Here is a 19,576-nt window from a genome sequence, read left to right on the forward strand (position 1 = left end):
GATTAGTGTTTCGCTACCGCGATCTTTGAATCGGCTGTGCCATAATAGATATACCATGCGCCTTTAAATTGCGTAAGCCCTTCCAAAAAACAAACCTGCCCAACCTGGCCGGTAATTTCATAAGGCTTTTCCGGCTTAATAAAATAGTGATCCATGCGGTGGAGTATTTTAGTAGGGTCATTTCTATCGAACAAAGCCTGGGCGGCAGCGTAGGTGCCTGCCGGAAGCGATTTATCCCCTCCGGTAGCGAGGTTCTTACTGTTATAGATCAGTAGAATACCTTTATCGGTGATCATTGCAGGCGGACCTGATTCTACCAAATCGCTATCGAATTTCCCTGTTCGGGTTGGCAGTACTACTTTCAGGTCGGATACGGTAAGCGCCGCATCCCGCAAAGGAACGGGCGGATGTTCACCTTTTTTCATTTCAACAGGTGTCCAGTTGATCAGGTCGGTCGAAGTGGCTATAAATATTTGCGTATCGCCCCAGTACATCCAGTATTTCCCGTTTATTTTGACGGCGACGGCTTGCCCGTCAACATATTTTGATACGATGGATCCCGACTTCGCCCACTTATTAAGGTATTTACCATGATAGGCTTTGCTAAATACGTTCCCGCATTTTCTCCAGTGTAAAAGATCTACTGATGTAGCTATGAAAAGCCTGGCCAATTTACCATCGTATGCGGTATAGGTCATATAATAAAAACCTTTGTCGTCCCTTACTACCCTTGGGTCCTCGCAACCGCCTTCCCATTCCTGTGGCTTTTGGGCATCGTTATCCGGGTAAAAAACAGGATGCGGCGACCGTACAAAATGCACCGCATCCGTGCTGGTGGCCAGCCCGATACGTGACGTGCCGGCTTTATCCTGTGCGCGGTAAAGCATGTAAACTTTCCCGTTACGGGTAACAATGGCCGGGTTAAAAACATCCTTTTCTTCCCAGGCTACTTTTGCCTTCCGTATCGGGTCGGTAAATACCCCTTTTCCCGGCCCAAGAATCGGGTTTGCTTTGTCCAGTTTGATAAAAGGAAGCAGCGCCCACGAATCAGCGGTGTCCTTGCTGATCGTGCTTTTTGTAGCAGGTTTATGATGAACCGGTTTTGCGGTATATGTATTTACCGATAATAAAACTAAACAGATGAATAGTAATGGTTTGAGCATGGTTTGATTTTAAAAAAGAAAAGGTAGCCAATCGCTGGCTACCTAATAACTAAACCAATTTTACATACACACAATTTATTGAGTAACTGAGTGTAATATAAAATTACGACTAATATTATTTGGTGTACATCATTCATAGTCGCTGTACTTTTTTTATAAAAAAAATATAAGTAAAATCAATAAAAATACAATACAACTATTTGATAATTAAGCAACTACAAACAATTAAATAGTCAAAAATATAGACACATTTTAATTATTGGTCAAATTTTCATCTACTTCTTCATCACTAATCTGGTCGCTACCGAGTCGCCGACTATTCTTCCAAACTTATTTGATATAACACATGAGTTATGAAAGTGTATTCCGCCGTAAAATCTCGACCAAGCTGTCTCGTTTGCGGCGTCCCTGAACGACTTAAACGAGCGGTTCTTTATACCAAATTGAAGTTCCGAAGTATCGGTGTAAGCTACATTATCTCCTAAAACGCTGGTGAGCGCTTCTGCCGCCGACGCAGATATAGTACAGTGCCCGCAGGTATATTCGGGGAACGGCGGTGTTTGCAGGTGAGGGCGCCAGTTCGCATCGAAATATTTGTCGATTATGGTCTCGGGTCTAACAGTTTTGTAGATATATTTTGCCGCCCACGATTCGATAAATCCATCGAATAATGCAATGGACGTTTTTGCATAGGCGCATACCGTTGTATTGAAATCGGCATGTACCGTTTGTGCCCCTATCCCCACAATGCTTAGCCAATGCCCTGGCGGCGAAAACTTTTTGGTAATAAACATCACGTGCCCCGATACATTCATCTTTTGTGGGTTATCATCCCAAAAATCAGCGTTATGTATCTGGTCCTTAGTTAAACTGTCGCCGGTATTTTTAATATACATCACCTCCTTATAATACTGACTATTTTTGTCTGTAATGTTAAAAACAGGCGGCGGCGGCACTTTATATTGTTTAGCGTTGCTCATTACCATTGTTCTTATTTCGCCCCAGTGCGGCTCAACTGCTTCAAAATATCCCGGCGGGGTAGGTACCCAGCGCCAGGCTGAGTCATTAATGGCAAATTTAGACATCGTCCGCGTTTGGGAATAATTGTCACCCTTGCTCCATGCCAAAATTGATGTGGCCACATCCTTTGCAAAATTTTCAGAATTGGCGATCATATCCGAAGGCATTCCATGATCTACCGCGATCTTATGCAGGCTGTCGGTATAAAACTTCAGACTTCCTTCGGGGAAAGTCACGGCTTCGCCTACCCGGCAAAATGCGAGCAGCGATGCATATTCGTAATCTATTGCCTCGTCCTTACCCGGTTTTGCTACTTCTTTAAAGCCATTCAGCTGTCCTACCAACGATTTATAATGCTCGGGATCTCCTGCCGCAATAACTTCGTAACCTGCTACATTGGCATAGGCGTAATTGCGCGAAGCAACAGGTGGTGTAAAATTATTACCCATAACCACATCGTTCAATGCAAAAACGGTGCGGCTGTAAAGCGTCGGATCGTGCAGTATCTTTTGATAATCGGCTTTTTTACACGATGTAAAAAACAGACCGGCTGCGGCAAAAATTAGCAAATAGCGTTTCATTTTATTTATTCTTTGGATCATTTAACAATATAAGTCTTTTTGTCAGGACCAACCCCGGTTATGGTGATCGATTTCCATTTTGAGGGAAGCTTGCTTTTGACCTGGACAATCCCCTTGTCCGTTATATCCAAACCGCCGAACCCCATCAGCAGGCTTTGGATAATACCCCCAGCACCTGTGGCAAAATATGGGTTTGTTCCGCCCTTGGTCTCGGCAATTACCCTGAAAGGCGGATTCAGGTTCGGTTCATAGGCATCTTTAAAAAAGTGGTAAGCCTTCTCGCCATTTCCCAGCCTTGCATACAGCAGGGCGAACACCGCCTGCGTCATCGCGGGCGTACCCGCGTTCGGAACCCGGGTTTCATAATACTCCAGGTCTTTTTTTATTTGTGCCGGGTCAGTTATCGTATTCAGCGGGTAAGCCAGCAGGTTTACGTCGGCCTGCTTAATACCTTCGCCATGGTAAGCAGCAAATTCTTTGGTCACTCCATCCGGAAATTTCAGGATCGGGATATTATCGGCTACTACCTGCCAATCGGGATCAGCTTTAAGGCCGAGGATTTTGGCAGCTTCTGTGGCAAATTGCAGGTTCGCTTTCGCTGCCGCGTTGGTAAAGGCGTTGTTATCAACATTTTCGGCCCATTCGTCCGCAGCTACCACGTCCTTAATGTCGTAATGGCCGGGGCCGTTCCGCTCAACACGACTTGTCCAAAAGTCGGCTGTGGCTGATAATATGGGCCAGCCTTTTTCCTGCAACCATTGTTTATCCTGCGTTACGCAGTAATATTTCCAGGCCGCCAGCGCAACATCAGCTGTAATATGATGTTCGAAAGGGCCGCTCAATGCCCAAACCGGAGTTTCCTCCACCCCGCTGTCGGCACTTTCCCAGGGGAACATCGCCCCTTTGTATCCGTGTGCAAAAGCATTTTGCTTTGCCATGGCTAATCGCTGAAACCGGTACTCGACCATCGATTTTGCAATATCAGGGTGCAACACCAGTACCGCCGGGAACATCCATAGATCGGCGTCCCAAAAAACGTGGCCGTTGTATCCTAACCCCGATAATCCCATCGGCGATGGGGAATAAGCTGTTCCCGCGCGAGAGAACGAATACAAATGATACAACATACTATGTACATCCTGCTGCACCTGCGGGTCGCCCTCAATTTTGATGTCGCTTTTCCAAAGCTCGTCCCATGCTTGCTTATGGTATTGTATCAGCCGGTCACGGCCCTCCAACTTGGCAAACATGGTCAATCGTTCGGCCTGGTTCAGCGGGTCGGCATCGTGTGCCGAAGTAATCGACGAACCCGCCACAGCATATTGGTAGGTTTGCCCCGCAGCGATGGTTTTACTGAACTTCATCAGGTGCATATTGTTATCCCACATCTCGTGTATCACCCTGGGCTCCTGCCCGTGCTGCTCGTTAAACAAAAAGGTATTAGATGCACATAGTTGCAGTTTTCCAGTCGGGCTTTTTGCCGTCGATGTCAGCAAACTGATGGTTACATGCGGCCGGTCTATCTCGTTATAGTAATTCTGAACATCTTTCAAGGCATCCGGCGCCTCCATCACGCTGGCAGCGGTTATTTTGATCGGCTTTTTGGCGGTTACCGAAATATCCATCAAAACCGTAAAGGGTAAATTACGCAGCGAGTAGTAAGTGTATTTTACAGCGGCTTCGTCCCCAAAATCAAAACTGGTGGTAAACGCAGCATGCTGCATGTCCAGTTCCTGCTTAAAATTGCTGATGTTACCCGCGTCAATACGTTTGTCATTGATCTCCAGGTACATATTGAGCAGGTTAAAACTGTTCAGGAAGTTGCTCACGCGCCCGCGCCCGTAAAGATCATAGGCGCCGGCTAACACCACATTTTTTACCTTAAAGGGCTCCGGCGAGGATACAATGCCTATCATACCATTGGCCACAGTTACGCCGTAGTAATTCGAAGGATTTATTTTATCTGCCTTGACTATCCATTCATCCTGGGCACTCGCTATCGTGCTGAAAAAAAGGCATATACTGAATAACCTTAAATACAATTTATTCATCTTCAATTATTTATCTGCTTAAAAAACCTAAGCGGCTTATTATTAAATGCGACTACGTATACCCTGCCGCTTGCTATTTTTACAGGTTTAATATCCCGCACCTCGCCCCTCAACAGGAAACCAGAAGAAACCGGCGACAGGCCTGCGAAACTTTTGTTCTTGTCCAAAAGCATCACGTCGCCATAGTCGGCATCATACCTGCCCTCGTAAGGCACTACCCCCCCAAAGTTGCCACCTGCCAGTAACCCTTTTTTATTCCCTGTTAACGATGCAAAACCAAACAGCGGTGAACATTGTGCCGATGCAGGGAACGCTTTGAAGGCAAAATTACCGTTCCCTTTGTTATAGAAAACACCTGATTCAAATGAATTAACCATTAACGGTTTAACCCCTTTCAGCGAGTCGCCAAAAACCTCGCCGACGGTCTTACCGGCAAAGTCATGGTAGTAAAGAAATTTCTTTTTGATAATAGGCACCTGCTTTTCAATATCGCCCTTGCCCAGGAAGGTGTATTCCTGCTGTCCTATGCTGTAGGTCATTAACGGATCGATGGTGCCGTTCTTATCAATATCCGCCAGGTATAGTTTGATGGGGTCGGGAGCGGTTGGCTTAAGTTTAGAGTTCATACCGTAGTTGCCGGCGATGATGTCGATTTTCCCGTCCCCATCAATGTCGGCAAGCTGTACTTTTTGCCACCAGCCCGATAAATTATCCATCCCGGCATTATGCTGTAAAACAAAATGACCGTTTTTATTCATAAACACTTTCACCGGCATCCACTCGCCGGCTACCACCAGGTCAGGCCAGCCATCATTGTCCAGGTCGGCAAAAGCGGCCGAGCGTATCATGCCTGCTTGTTTAAGCTCTTCTGGTATTTCCACCGGTTTAAAATGCCCGGTTTTATCATTCATCAGCAGGTACGAATCGGGCATTTTCCCAAACCCGAAACCAGCTGAGGCGCCTGCCACAAATATGTCCGGGTACCCGTCGTGGTCGACATCGGCAACGGCAACAGCGGCCTTATTGAACAGCATTGACGGAATATTGTCCGACCGTTTGAAATGTCCTTTGCCGTCATTCAGGTACAGGCGGTCGGCGAGGGCCGGTGCACCATCCCGTAGTTCGCTGCCGCCGCTTGCGACGTAAAGATCGGGGTTGCCGTCTTTATTTACATCGACAAAAACAGCGTCAACGTCTTCACTGGCAGCATCTTTTACCAGATCAGGCTGAGCCGATTCTGCAAAACCTCCTCCCGGTTTCTGAATGAACAATGCGCCGGGCTGGTCCTTTCCTCCGCAAACATAAAAATCATCGAGGCCGTCGTGGTTCACATCGGCAACCGCCACACGCGGGCCTTCCCTCGACAGCATGTGAGGTATCAGCGGCTGCTGGTTGAAATCGACAAAATCATCCTCATGGTGCGACCAATTCACCCGCATCTCTGTAGTGACATCTCTAAGTGCCGGGGAGGGTGAAGGGAAAAACTTACTATAATTGAATTGTCCGCCGGCATTTTTTTCCCCGATCTTAAGCAACTGATCTGCTTTTACATTTTTGATGACCTGGTACGATTGGTTTGGCCAGACGATAAGCAGGCTATCGATACTTTTATTGCCGCCCAGCCCGAAGTGCAGTTTCGGTTCAACCGACGACTGGAATCCGCGCGTCAGCATCAATTGCTCGTATTGCATCTGCTTCCCGCAAAAAACATAGGCCTTTACGCCAATGCCAAAGTCATTATCGGGGTTACCGGTAAATTTCAATTCGAGGTAATGACTATTGGTCGCAATATTTTTATAGATACAGGCTGCATGGTTCAGGTTGTTGGTTACCAGGTCCAGATGACCGTCGTTGTTTAGGTCAGCATAAACAGCGCCGTTGGAAAGCATTGCATCTTTAATGCCCCATGCCGCGCTTTCATCAATGAATTTTTCGCTCTTTGTCCCTTTAAAAATATAGCTGTGCGATTCGCCATCAGGCATTTTCGATACAGCTGTAGCATCAAGTCCATGCCCGCTCATCAGCATCCCCTGTACCGACAGGCTGGAAATGAAACTGATGTAGTCCATGTCCGTAGGCCGGCGTTTTATACCGTTCGCCACAAAAATGTCCTTAATACCGTCGTTATCAAAATCAGCCAACAAGGGGCTCCAGCTCCAGTCGGTGGCATACACGCCGTCCATCAGCCCGACTTCGCAAAAAGCCTCGCCGTTGCCCAGGTTCTTCTGCAGGCAATTGCGCGAGTACTGGTATTGGAAACCACCGCTTGTGATCTTGTATTTGTACTGATCATACGACTCATCGCCCATATAACTTTTCAGGACTTTCTCATCGCCGGGTAGCATATCGGCCGTTACAATGTCCAATTGACCATCGTTGTTAAAGTCGGCCATATCATCGCCCATGCTAAAGCGGCTATAGTGGTTAAAATGCTTCGCTCCCGATTCGGTGAAAGTGCCGTCATGATTATTGATATAGTAGTAATCATTTTCGTGAAAATCATTTCCTACATAAATATCTTCCCACCCGTCGTTGTTCACGTCACCTACCGCTACGCCCAAACCATAGCCTAAAGCGCTGCTGTAAATACCCGCCCTTTCGGTTACATCCTTAAAATGCCCGTTATCGTTCAGGTACAATTTACTGCCCGCCAGGTTATTTACCTTACGGCGCAGCGACGTGTCCCCGTAAGTATCTACCGAATGGTTCGATTGGTTCAGCAGGTAGCAATCCAGCTTGCCATCGTGGTTATAGTCAAAAAATACAGCCTGGGTTGAATAGCCCGAGAAGTCGAGTCCATATTCTGCGGACCGTTCGGTAAAGGTGCCATCATGATTGTTGATATAGAGCATATTGTGCCCTTTAAATTGCAGCTTGCCGGCAACCGCACAAACATAAATATCAAGGTAGCCATCGTTATTAACGTCAGCCATTGTAACCCCGGTACACCAATCGGCATCGCCTGCAACCCCCGCTTTTCCGGTAACATCCTCAAATCTGTAATTCCCCTTGTTAAGGTATAATTTGTTGCCCCCTTTTTTGTTCGATGTAAAAAAAAGATCGGGTAACCCGTCGTTGTTAATATCGCCCACCGCAACACCCCCGCCGTTGTAAAAATACAGGTAGTTCAGTATGCCCGGGTAGTCGTCGTCGGTTAATTTATTATTAAAAGTAACACCGGTTTTTGTCGAATCCAGTAGCTCAAATAATGCCGGGACAGCGCCCTTTTTTCGCCCGCACGAGAACAAACCGGCTGACATTACCGATAGCAACAGGCAAAGCAGGGAAATGTGCCTTCCCCTCCGGTTATTATTGACAAAACCCATTGTCGTTAATATCCTTTTCAAGGTGCGGTCACCGGAACAAAATCAAGGAAACGCAGTGACGGCAGAAGACGGCTTTTATATGTGGTAACAGGTATCATCAGGGCAAAATTTTAGGAATTATTTGGTGCCTAAAAATATTGATTAATGCTGAGGAAACCAATTTTTTGAACGTAAAAACAGGGATTTTGTGGCTCCGGCCGGACTTTTTTGCTTATTTTCGATGCCTGCTATCATTTATAACCCCTGATGAAGAAAAAAGTTATTTTACTGGTACTACTTGCCGTTATTTTAATTGCGTGTTTTATCCCTATCACCGAAGAAAAGACCATCGCTGTTAACGCGTCATTTTTCAATGTTTATCATGTACTGGCAACCCCTGCAAGGTGGAAAGAATGGCGTTCCGACCTCAGAAAAATACCGTATGCAGACACCGCGAAGATCTCCATTTATAAAGACACCGGGGCATTCGAAATAAAGTTTACAAACCTTTTGCTGAAAGTAAAAGCTTCGGACGGCTTATTCAGTGTGGATGATTATTCCAAAAATAAAAATGTAGCGTACAGTTATTATGCGGTACCTGCGAAAGACCCGAAAACAACTATTGTTACAGTCGATAAAAAGATCGCCGCTATCAGTTACCTGTTCCAGCATTTTGATGAGTCGACATTTACCGACACACACATTGACGATTTAAAAACCTTTATGGAAACGGACAGCCTGAAATACGGCTGCAACATTACAAAAACAAGGGTACCCGACGCGAATCTCGTTGTTATCAACGAGACCGTACAGAAAAAAGATAAGTTTGTTGAAGCCGAAAAAATGTTCGCAGAACTACAGACATTCGTAAAAAAACATGGGCTTAAGCAAACCCAACCGGTCATCGCTCAATATTTCGACAAACCGAAAACCGACTCGACCCAATTGAAAGTCGGGTTATTTATCGACAAAGAGACCGTTTCAGAAAAGAATATAGTTTTTACACGTATGCCTAAAGGCGGGCCGCTTTACGTTGCAAAATTCGGCGGGCGGTTTAAGGATCGGATGAAAGTTTATGCCGGATTACAGCAATATTTTACCGATCATCTATACCAGCAGGCAATTTTACCGTTTGAATTTTACCTGGATAACAAACTCCCGGTTTCTGATACCGGCAAGGTGAATATCCAGGTAAATTTCTCCACTTATTTCTGATTTCTACTTTTGTTTCCGGAATATTTCGAGCGCATCGTTATTACGGGCGATGATAACATACATGCCTGTTTTTGTATCGATGGCAGCTGCATCCCTAACCTCGCCTGTTACGAACAATCCGCTTTGATATGGTGGAACATAGTTGAACCGGCGTTTCCCTTCGCCCAGCAAGGTAACGCCGTAGCTGGCGTCGTACCGGCCAACCTCGGGTTTTACCCCATAAAAGTTGCCACCTAAAAACAAGTCCTTTTTACCATCATTATTGATGTCCGTCACAAGTATGCTGTAAACAGGCGAGAACTGCGCCCTGGCAGGAAGAGGAGTCATGGTAAATTCGCCGTTACCTTTATTGTAAAACGCACAGGTTTGGGTTTGATTGACAGTTAAAACCAGTGCCTTTTCCAATTGTTCCGGGGTAAATATTTCCTCTATAGACTTACCAGCATACGCGTCGTACCTCAGAAATTTCTTTTTCATTGCTGGCAATTGCCTGATGATATCGTCGTGCAGGTTAAACGGATAGGCTTTTCCATCGCTTTTGTAATAAACGGGGATACATTCCACCTGGCCGTTGTTGTCAAAATCGGCGATATATATTTTAGCGGGTTGTTGCGGGCTCGCTTCTATTTTTGAATTCAGCCCATCGTTACCTGCAACCAGGTCCGGTTTGCCGTCGCCATCCAGATCAGCTACACTAAGGCAGTTCCACCAGCCCGATGAATTAGCTATTTCGCCTGTTTTTTTCAATTTCCCGTCAATATATTTCAGGATGGTTACCGGCATCCAATCGCCAACTACAATTAGCGAGTTTTTACCCGAACCGTCAATATCCACCCACTGTGCGTCGGTCACCATGCCGAGTTTTAGCAAGTCGGGCGACGACGCGGTTATATCGGCAAAATTCCCATGCCCATCGTTCCGCAACAACTTACTTGTCGGTGCAAGGCCATAGGAATCAGGCACACTTCGGCCGCCGATAAACAGGTCGCCGTTGTTGCTGTTCAGCCTAACACAGGACGCATTGATAGAAACCAGCGGCCAGCCATTGAACTTACGTTTAAAGTTCCCTTTCCCATCATTGATATACAACCGGGTTAAAAGGTTAAGCGAGCCTTCCTTTTCCAGGTTTCCGCCCGAAGCCACCACCAGGTCCATATCGCCGTCATGGTCGGCATCAAAAAACAGTGCGCCTATATCTTCGCTCAATTTGTCCTGTTCAAAAGCCGACTGGCGTAATTGAGTAAAGGTACCGTTGGCTTGCTGTATAAATAATTTAGCCGTATCACCGGTAGCCCCGCCCATAAAAAAATCCTGCAAGCCATCGCCGTTCACATCAGCAACGGCCAGTTTGGGTCCCTCGGTTGATAACATTTTAGGTATCAGCCGCTGGTTGTCGAAATCTTTGTAATCGTTCTCTTTATGCTTGATGTCACCTTTAATGTCTTCCGCGGTTATATTTTTGTAATAGCTATCTGCGCCGACACTTGCCGGTACATAGGTTAATTTAGCATCCGATTCTTTTAAATCAAGTTTGGTATTGGCGGCAATGCTTTTCAATACCTGCATTTTCATGTTAGGCCAAACTACCCTAATACTGTCTACCTTTTTTGCAGTCCCCAAACCAAAATTCAATACCGGGTCGACGCTGCTTTCGAAACCCCGGGTCGGTGTTTGCTCCAGCAACTGCTGCATTGCACCTGTATAAATAGTAACCTTTGCACCAACACCAAAAGTATTCATGCCATTGCCTTTCAGCGCTACTTTGAGATAATGCGCATGCGTACGTTCGGAGGTCATATTCCTGTAAATGAATGCCTGGCCGTTCTCATTATTAACTACAAGGTCAAGATCACCGTCGCCGTCCAAATCCCCGTAAGCTGAGCCATTGCTAAAACCTGGCGTAATAAACCCAAGCGATGCCGACTCATTTTTGAACCTGAGATTCTTCTGATTAACAAAGCCATAACTCTTTATCGGAGTTTTGGGCATTTTATCAAGCAATTCCTTGGCCTTAAAACCACCGTGAATGATCTGGTTCCGCACCTGGTCGCTGCTGAAATAGGCAAGAAAGTCCTGGTTGGTCAGGTCGCGGCTAATGCCGTTGCTCACAAAAATATCCTTCCAGCCGTCGTTATTAAAATCAAAAGCAAGTGCGCCCCAACTCCAGTCGGTGGCGTTGACCCCGGCAAAACAGGCAATCTCGCTAAAAGTGCCGTCGCCGTTGTTCAACTGCAGACAGTTGGAGGTAAACTGGTGATGATAACTGTTCTTCAGCTTGGCATTGTATATATCGTATTCATCAAACTTGGTGGTAGTTTTGAGGCGATAATCGTCCTCGGGCAACATGTCAGTAGTAAACACATCCAGTTTGCCGTCGTTATTAATGTCTGCCATATCCGACCCCATCGAAGCCAGGCTCATGTGGCCGATGGCATTGCCGCTTATCTCCTTGTATTGACCATTATGCTGGTTACGGTACAGATAGTCGTGCTCAAAAAAATCGTTCGATACATACATGTCGTCCCATCCGGTGTTGAACATGTCGCCTATCGTCACGCCCAGGCCAAAGCCAATCTCACTGCTATAAATACCGGCCTGTGCACTTATGTCGACAAATTTTCCATTGTCATTCCGGTAGAGCCGGTCGCCATTCTGAGGGTCGCGGACATTTCGCAGATCGGGACTATACCCAAAACTTTCGATGGAACGGTAGCTATTGTTCAATACAAAACAATCCAGGTCGCCGTCATGGTCGAAATCAAAAAATATAGCCTGGGTTGATAATCCCTTGTCGGCCAAACCATATTTTTCGGCTTCTTCCTTAAATGTACCGTCTTTCTGGTTGATGTAAAGTTCGTTCGCCCTGTCAGCACCGCCTAATCCGCCACTGTTTGACACATAAATATCCAGCCAGCCATCGCCATTTATATCCACCATCGTAACACCGGTATGCCACCGGTGATAACCTTTGAGACCGGCTTTTGCCGTAACGTCTTCAAATTTCCAACCCCCTTTGTTGATATATAGCTTGTTTTCGCCCTGGTTAGCGGTAAAAAAAACATCCGGTTTGCCATCATTATTCACATCGCCGATAGCCACACCACCACCGTTATAAAAGTTGCGGTAGTTGAACACATTGTACTCCCCGTCATCTATAACCTTATTATCGAAAGTAATGCCCGTAGATGATGATGGCTGTAATTGAAAAAGCGGATCGGCCGTTGGCGCTTCACTTTTATTCCGGCACGAAAAGGCAAAAACGGATAGTACAAGAGCCGGGAAGAAAAAATTAGCAGGTTTCATTGGAAAGGCTAATATATAAAATTAAAAATGGAGTAGTAATTTAATACTACTCCATCAATCTCAAATCAGTGTTCTATATTAATCAATTGTATCCTGGATTTTGTGTCAGGTTTGGATTCTTTTGGATAGCCTCAGTCGGGATAGGGAACAGTTTGGTGTGCCCATCAGCATCAGCTGCTTTGAATTGTTTTTTATCACCAAAGTGACCGAAACGGATCAAATCTTCTTTTCTCCAACCTTCCCATGCAAACTCGCGGCCCCTTTCGGACAACAAACTGTCTGCATTGAATGCTGCAATATTAAAATTAGCAACACCAGCTCTCTGCCTTACCGGAGCTGTGTAAGTTAACGCGCCTGCGGCATCGCCCTGGCGTAATAAACACTCAGCTTTCATCAGCAATACGTCTGAATAGCGGAACAATGCAAAGTCAGCATCCTGGCTCTGGTAGCCTGGTGTAAGCTGCCATTTTTGCTGGCGCACACCGTCGTATTCGGTAGCAGTGTACAGATTTGATACCTGCGGCCTGAAGTTCAATACCAGCGAACTATCACTACCACGAGTCGTCAATGGTGTAGTACCGTCTGCGGCATACTGTATACCCTCTTGCCAGCCGGCTTTACGTGAGTCAGAATTACTGAATTTACCGTAGAAGTCGGCGTTGGCGCAGAAACCGTTCCATGGGCCACCTGTACTACCCCAGTTGTATTTGGCAGCCTGGTTGTAGTGGAAGCTCATCATTTGTATTTGCAGTCCCTGGGCATAAATATGGTCGTAAGGGATCACAAAAATATTCTCGTTGTTACCTGAATTGTTTGAACTTGCAAAGTTATCCAGGAAGTTAGCCTGCAGGCTATAACCTGAATTCAGCAACGAATCGCAGTAGGATGAACAAGCCTGGTATCCACTGTTATCTGACGAACCTGTAATTACGTTCTGGTTCAGGTAAAGCTTGGCAAGCAGGAAATAGGCACCCCATTTGTTAAGACGTCCGTATTGGGCCGGATCCTGTGAAGGGGTCTTTGAACTCAATACCGGGCCGTTTGTTTTCAACTCGGTTATCAGGAAGTTGAATACATCCGAAGCTGAACTTGTTGCAACCTTACTTGCATCCTGCTCTGTAGATGTAAGCAAAGGAACATTACCGAAATTGGTAACCAATAAGTAGTAAAAGTACGCACGCAAAACCTTCAACTCAGAAATAGAATAAGCGGTAGCGTCGGTTTGTGGTAAGCCCTGCAATAACGAGATGGTAATGTTGATTGAACCAATGGTATTGTAGGCATTGTCCCACGCACCTGAAATATTACCGTGCGAAGCAGTGTAGGTGTGCAGCCACAATTGCTGCCATACGCCACCGTCGGCCCAGTCGCCACCGATACGGCCCGGAACTATAAGGGCGTCAGTAGTTTCTTCAGCAGTAAGCAACATGGCATTGTTTGCGGTCAGCCCCTGTAATTGGGTGTAGGTACCTAATACGATTGATTGGAGGTAGCGGGCACTATTTGATGCCGCCGCCTTGGTAACAGCATCCTTTGGCGAATTTAGTTGCTTCTTGCAGGAAAACGTACCTACGACAACCAAAAGTGCTGCTGCGATTAATAAGTGTCTCTTTTTCATTTATAATGAATTTTTTAATTATTTCAATGTTAAGTTAACGCCGAATGACAACTGACGCGAACGTGGATAAAGCTGCCTGCTATCGATACCTGTCTGGCCGCCGGCTGTGGTCAACTCGGGGTCGATACCTTTATATGATGTAAAGGTGTACAGGTTATTGCCTGCTACATAGAAGTGCAGTTTATCGATATACCTGTTCTGATTTATCTTTAAGCTGTATCCTAAATTAACACTCTGAATTTTCAGGAAAGAAGTACCCTGCAACCAGTAATTTGATGGTTCAGACGAACTCTTGATACCTAATTTCGAAGCATCGGCTAATACACTGTAAGTACCTAATTTAGCTAAGCTCGTATAGTCCATATAGGTTTCGTTAAAGCCCTTGCTGCCGTACTGACCACGGGCAAAGATGCTGAAATCAAACTGTTTATAGGTCAAGCTGGTTGAAAGCCCATAAGTAAATTTTGGATCAGTGGTATAAAACTTCCTGTCCTGGGTGCTACCGTCATCAGCGTAATTCAACAAACTTACGTCTGTGACTGCGGTACGCGATCCATCGGCATTATATTTCCAGAATTGCTGGTTACCATTGGCATCTTTACCGGCATATTCAGGTAATAACAATGTTCCGATTGGGTAGCCAACTTTCAGGTAGCCGATCTGCGATATCTGACCGCTGATACCTAACCCCCCGGTGCTGCCAACGTTTGCCTGGGTTACGTTAAAGTCGAGGCCTGCAAACTGACCGGAAAGCGATACGATCTTATTGCGGTTAACATTGAAGTTACCACCTGCAGTCCAGGTGAGGTCTGACTTGCTAAGGATCTTGTAATTCAGGCTTAATTCAAAACCCTTATTGCTCATACTACCTATGTTTGCAACGATGGTATTTACAAAGAATGTACTACCTGTTGGTACAGTGTACGTAAACAATAAGTGATTGGTTTTTTCGCTGTAAACATCCAAGCTACCGGTTAAGCGGCTATTAAACAGACTGAAATCGACCGCTACGTTAGTCGTGGTATTTACTTGCCATCTCAAATTGGCATTTTGATTTTGAACGGGGCTGCTGCTCGATACAAATTGGCCAAGTGAGCCATTGTAATACAGTCTGCCTGAAGAAAATAAAAACTGTGAAAGGTACGGTCCAATAACATCCTGGTTACCTATCTGTCCGTAACCGCCACGCAATTTTAACGAACTGATCCATGATACTCCTTTCATGAAATCTTCATTGCTGATAACCCACGCTGCATCGATAGATGGGAACACACCTGATTGATTATTCAAACCTAACTTATTCGACCAGTCGTAACGTACGTTACCAGTCAGGTAATATTTATCATTCCAATTCAATTCAGCCCTTCCGAACCATGACTTCAACTGGTAGCCGCCCCTGTCAGAACCGATATCTGCAGTAGATATAGAGTTGGCCGAGCCGATATTTTCATCGGGGAGATAAATGTCATTAAAATCGTGTGCACCTACGCGGAAACCACTGTAGTCGAATGAGTTGAACTCATAACCACCTAACGCGCTTAAACGCAGTTTACCAAATTCATCCTTATAAGCTACTGTAGCTCCATAGGTTTTGTTGGTATAATCTGACGAGCCTTTATCCACATCGCCATGGTTTGAAAGCTGCGGCGTGTAACCAAACTGGTCGCCCACTGCGTTAAGCAAACCACCAACAGGGCTCAGAGCAACTGCAGGAGGGTAATAAATGTTAGTAACGTTTACACCATGGGAAGCGTTTGCATAAGGGCTGATGGTGATCTGTTTGATCGGATTAAAATCCATTTTTAGGTTACCTGTTAGTCGGTCTTGGCGCCCAATGTTGGTCAGGTAAACTAATTGCGGAATAGGGTTATTTTCCTGGGTATTGTTTATGTACTGGTAGTAACCGGCATTTACAGGGTCCATTGTGCCGATAACTGAAGGAACAGCTGCGGCGTTCAGGAACGCATTCTTATCAGTAAATAACGAATTGGTTTGTGAACCTGATACATTCATTGTTATCAGCAATTTATTATCCAGTGTCTTCTGGTCGAAGTTGAAACGGCCGTAAAGGTCTTTTCTTCCTGAATTAATTGCGATACCATCCTGGTCGGTATATGCAACTGAAGCTCTATAGTGGCCCTGCTCGGTACCACCGCTCAACGCAAGGTTTTCGTTGTGGGTAAAACCAGTACGGGTAATTTCCCTGAACCAATCTGTGTTGGCGCCCTGGTCGCTGGTGGTTGAAGTACCGGTAGGCATAGCATGGCCGTAAAAATCCTGGTATGCGCTCAAGTATTGGTTACGGTCCATAAATTTGATCAGGTGCTCAGGCGACTCAGAGGCAACATAGCTATTGAATGTAACCTGTGATTTGCCGGCTTTTCCTTGTTTAGTAGTTACCAGGATCACACCACCCGCAGCGCGTGAACCGTAAATGGCAGCAGCCGAAGCGTCTTTCTCAATAGTAAACGATTCAATATCGCTTGGAGCTACTGAACGGATATCCGCTCCTGCTACTCCGTCGATTACATATAACGGATCGTTACCACCGGATAATGAGGTAGTACCACGTACACGTACAGTAGGTGCATCGTTCGGGTCGCCGCTACTGGTCGTAATAACAACACCAGGTGCCTGGCCCTGCAGTTGCTGTAATGGGTTAGTGGTAACACCCTGCACAAAATCGCCGGCGTTTACTTTAACTACGGCCCCAGTAGCGTCCTTTTTACGCACGGTACCGTAACCAATTACCAGCACTTCGTTTAGTGATGTACTTGTGGGGTCAAGCGCAATGTTTAAAGGGGCTCCTGTTAAGGTCACATCCTTTGTTGTGTAACCAACATAAGAAACTGATAGTGTAGTAACTGATGAAGCTACTGATAATCTGAAGTTACCATTAACATCGGTAACTGTACCAACTGTGGTACCCTTTGCGACTACCGAGGCTCCGGGGATCCCCGAACCGTCTTTTGAGTCGGTTACTTTACCTGTAACTACAGTCTGCGCCATTGATTGCAGCGAAAACAAGCTTAGCAGGATAAAACAACTTACTTTGAGTAAATTTTTAAAGTGCATAGAATTTGGGTTGAGTTTTAATTGGCTGATTAAATATAACTATTAATTAAAAAAATGCAATGAATTTTTCTAAAATTTCGTCAAATGAATACCACCCTGCACTTTATCCTAAAATTAGTATTCACTAACTAATTCATTAAAAGCTTTTCGCCTGTGCTTTCATACAGTTACCGGGAACGTTTTCGGTCGCAGAGATTTTATAGTAAACTATAAGCGCTTCTGCAAACTTACTTCGTGATCAGGCATTAATATTCCGCCCGGTAGCTTCAATAAAAAATATTATTTGGTTTATCTAAATTGGCACAGGTAGCAAACTTTTTATTGTACCTATACATTACAAAGTAAGAAAGACATTGGAAAATTACCTATTCCTATATTAAAAATATAAGTAAAAATTAACTTTTTTAAAGTTAATTAATTAATAATCATTGAATTATAAAATAATAGCCTAAGAAAAATATAACTATAATTTAACTTTTTCAAGCAAAAATTTAGCAGAAAACACTTTTTAAAAGAAAGGCATGGGGGGCAATATTATATCGGCTTTTGCAAAATAAGTATCAGGAAACCGGGCCAAAGCTTCTGTGTGGAATTCAGGATTTATTGAGCAGGTCAACTGCCTTGATATCCATGATGCGATGATCGAACTGATCGCTCGGGACAAGCGCTTTGGCCTTGATACGCATTTTATAAACATAAATGGTATTTACTGAGTATTCAAGGATATTGGCGATGGTCTCATTATCGTTAATACCTAATCGCATCAGCGCAAATATACGCAGGTCGGTATTTAATACCTCATGATCCCTTGGCCATATCTGGTCCTCTTCCTTAAACATCGCGTTAAACGAATCAATAAAATTGGGGAATATCTTCAGGAATATATGATCGAAGGTATAAAACAAGGTTTCCCGCTCTTTCTTTATATTGATCTCGTTGACTGATAGTAATATATCATCATATTTTTTTGTCGTGATCTTTCGCTCAATGCTTCGTTTCAGTTTCTCCAATTTTAAAATATAACCGGATATCACATTAAAAAAGTACCCGATATACTCTTCCTTGATGTGCGTATCTTCCGAAAGTTTCCCGTTGATCTTTTCAAGCAGTACATTCTTTTCTTCAATGATCTTTTCCTTAGCCTTAAGCCGCTTTAGCTGATAAAATACGATGAACGAGATGGATAAAATTACCACAGCTATCACCGCTATCGATAGTAAGTAAACCAGGAACCTATCTTTTTCTTTTTCGGTAATAATGATCTTTTGGGCGGCAACAACCGGCAAAACCGCTCCTATTTTTACCTTTCGCAGCCTGGCGCCATAAAACTGCGCATCGTCCATGGCCTGCTGAATAAATGTATAGGCGTCGCTCAGGTTGCCATCAAGATACAATTGCCAGCCCAGCTTAAAAATAGCTGTCGTTTCTTTGGTTGACGACCGGATATCATTGATCGCGCCTTCGGCCATTAAAAAAATACGGTCCGAATCCTGGTAAGGGCCGGAATAAAAAAAAGAAAGCCCGGTGGCCACCATCGCCTTTTGGTGATCTGTAAGTTTATATTGGGTCAATAACCTGATATAGGTGGGCGAGGGTGTTTGGGACTGGCCCGAGATTACCTGCCTATTGCCCGTATAATACAATTTCTCGAACGAGTTTGGCGGAGCTAAAGCTATAGCCGAGTCAATCAGTTTGATGGCCTGGCTCTGATCGTACAGCGCATAATTTTTATCGCTGTTATACTCAGCCAGGTCAGAATAAGCGCGCGACTTTGTGGAATAATACTCTAACTTGGATTTATCGTTGAGAAGATGGTCATTTATCTGGTTAAGGCATTCAAAGGACTCTTTGAACATACCAGACGAGAGTAAAATAAACCCAAGTTTTATTTTGGTATTGTTTACTTTGGCCACATCCTTGGTAATAATACCAATATTGAGCAGCTTTTGCGTGTAAACATAAGCCGAATCGAACTGGTACACCTTATATTCTTCATAAAGCTGTTCGCACAGATCGTATTGCCGCTCGTAATTATTAGCCGGCACCGCCGCCAGCCTTTCTTTTAGTGTTTTTATCCGGGCCTCTTTTTTATCGTCATAATCCTTCCGGTGGGCTAACTCGTTCTTTAGTACCGCCATAATGCTGTCGACCCTTGAAGCTGGTACCGACGAAAAAGCGCAATGGAAAAGCAATACCAATAACAAGGCAGGTAGAAAAGATCTCTTCATAAAATTGGTTTATCAGT

The 19,576-nt window shown here is 44.9% G+C and carries 9 protein-coding genes; 1 reads left to right on the forward strand and 8 read right to left on the reverse strand.

The annotated features are described in order from the left end of the window. Window positions 1-2 precede the first annotated feature (2 nt). The 4 genes from FRZ54_RS22630 to FRZ54_RS22645 form a co-directional block, all read right to left on the reverse strand. Window positions 3-1,163: a glycoside hydrolase family 130 protein gene (locus FRZ54_RS22630; RefSeq protein ID WP_147034077.1), complete on the reverse strand. Its 1,161-nt coding sequence runs from the start codon at window positions 1,161-1,163 to the stop codon at window positions 3-5. Between the two features lie 275 nt (window positions 1,164-1,438). Then, window positions 1,439-2,764 (reverse strand): vanadium-dependent haloperoxidase, encoded by a 1,326-nt coding sequence (locus tag FRZ54_RS22635; protein WP_228462573.1) that lies wholly within the window; start codon window positions 2,762-2,764, stop codon window positions 1,439-1,441. Window positions 2,765-2,781: 17 nt separating this feature from the next. Next, a complete protein-coding gene (locus FRZ54_RS22640; protein ID WP_147034079.1) occupies window positions 2,782-4,815 on the reverse strand; it encodes a glycoside hydrolase family 65 protein in 2,034 nt (677 codons plus the stop codon). A 2-nt stretch (window positions 4,816-4,817) separates the two neighbouring features. Continuing rightward, complete coding sequence (locus FRZ54_RS22645) at window positions 4,818-8,162, reverse strand: VCBS repeat-containing protein (protein WP_147034080.1); 3,345 nt, start codon at window positions 8,160-8,162, stop codon at window positions 4,818-4,820. Between the two features lie 225 nt (window positions 8,163-8,387). On the opposite strand from FRZ54_RS22645, the gene FRZ54_RS22650 reads away from it, so the two are divergent. Next, complete coding sequence (locus FRZ54_RS22650; RefSeq protein WP_147034081.1) at window positions 8,388-9,335, forward strand: hypothetical protein; 948 nt, start codon at window positions 8,388-8,390, stop codon at window positions 9,333-9,335. 3 nt (window positions 9,336-9,338) lie between these two features. Here the strand turns inward: FRZ54_RS22650 and FRZ54_RS22655 are convergent, their stop codons facing one another. The 4 genes from FRZ54_RS22655 to FRZ54_RS22670 form a co-directional block, all read right to left on the reverse strand. Next, entirely contained in the window at window positions 9,339-12,638 is a 3,300-nt protein-coding gene (locus tag FRZ54_RS22655; RefSeq protein WP_147034082.1) for a VCBS repeat-containing protein, read from the reverse strand. Between the two features lie 82 nt (window positions 12,639-12,720). Beyond that, complete coding sequence (locus FRZ54_RS22660) at window positions 12,721-14,256, reverse strand: RagB/SusD family nutrient uptake outer membrane protein (RefSeq protein WP_147034083.1); 1,536 nt, start codon at window positions 14,254-14,256, stop codon at window positions 12,721-12,723. A gap of 18 nt (window positions 14,257-14,274) precedes the next feature. Continuing rightward, window positions 14,275-17,331 carry a SusC/RagA family TonB-linked outer membrane protein gene (locus FRZ54_RS22665; RefSeq protein ID WP_147034084.1) on the reverse strand — a complete coding sequence of 1,019 codons (3,057 nt, stop codon included), beginning with the start codon at window positions 17,329-17,331 and terminating at the stop codon, window positions 14,275-14,277. 593 nt (window positions 17,332-17,924) lie between these two features. Continuing rightward, window positions 17,925-19,559 (reverse strand): DUF6377 domain-containing protein, encoded by a 1,635-nt coding sequence (locus FRZ54_RS22670; RefSeq protein ID WP_147034085.1) that lies wholly within the window; start codon window positions 19,557-19,559, stop codon window positions 17,925-17,927. Window positions 19,560-19,576 lie beyond the last annotated feature (17 nt).

This window comes from Mucilaginibacter ginsenosidivorans, from assembly GCF_007971025.1.
Lineage (GTDB): Bacteria > Bacteroidota > Bacteroidia > Sphingobacteriales > Sphingobacteriaceae > Mucilaginibacter > Mucilaginibacter ginsenosidivorans.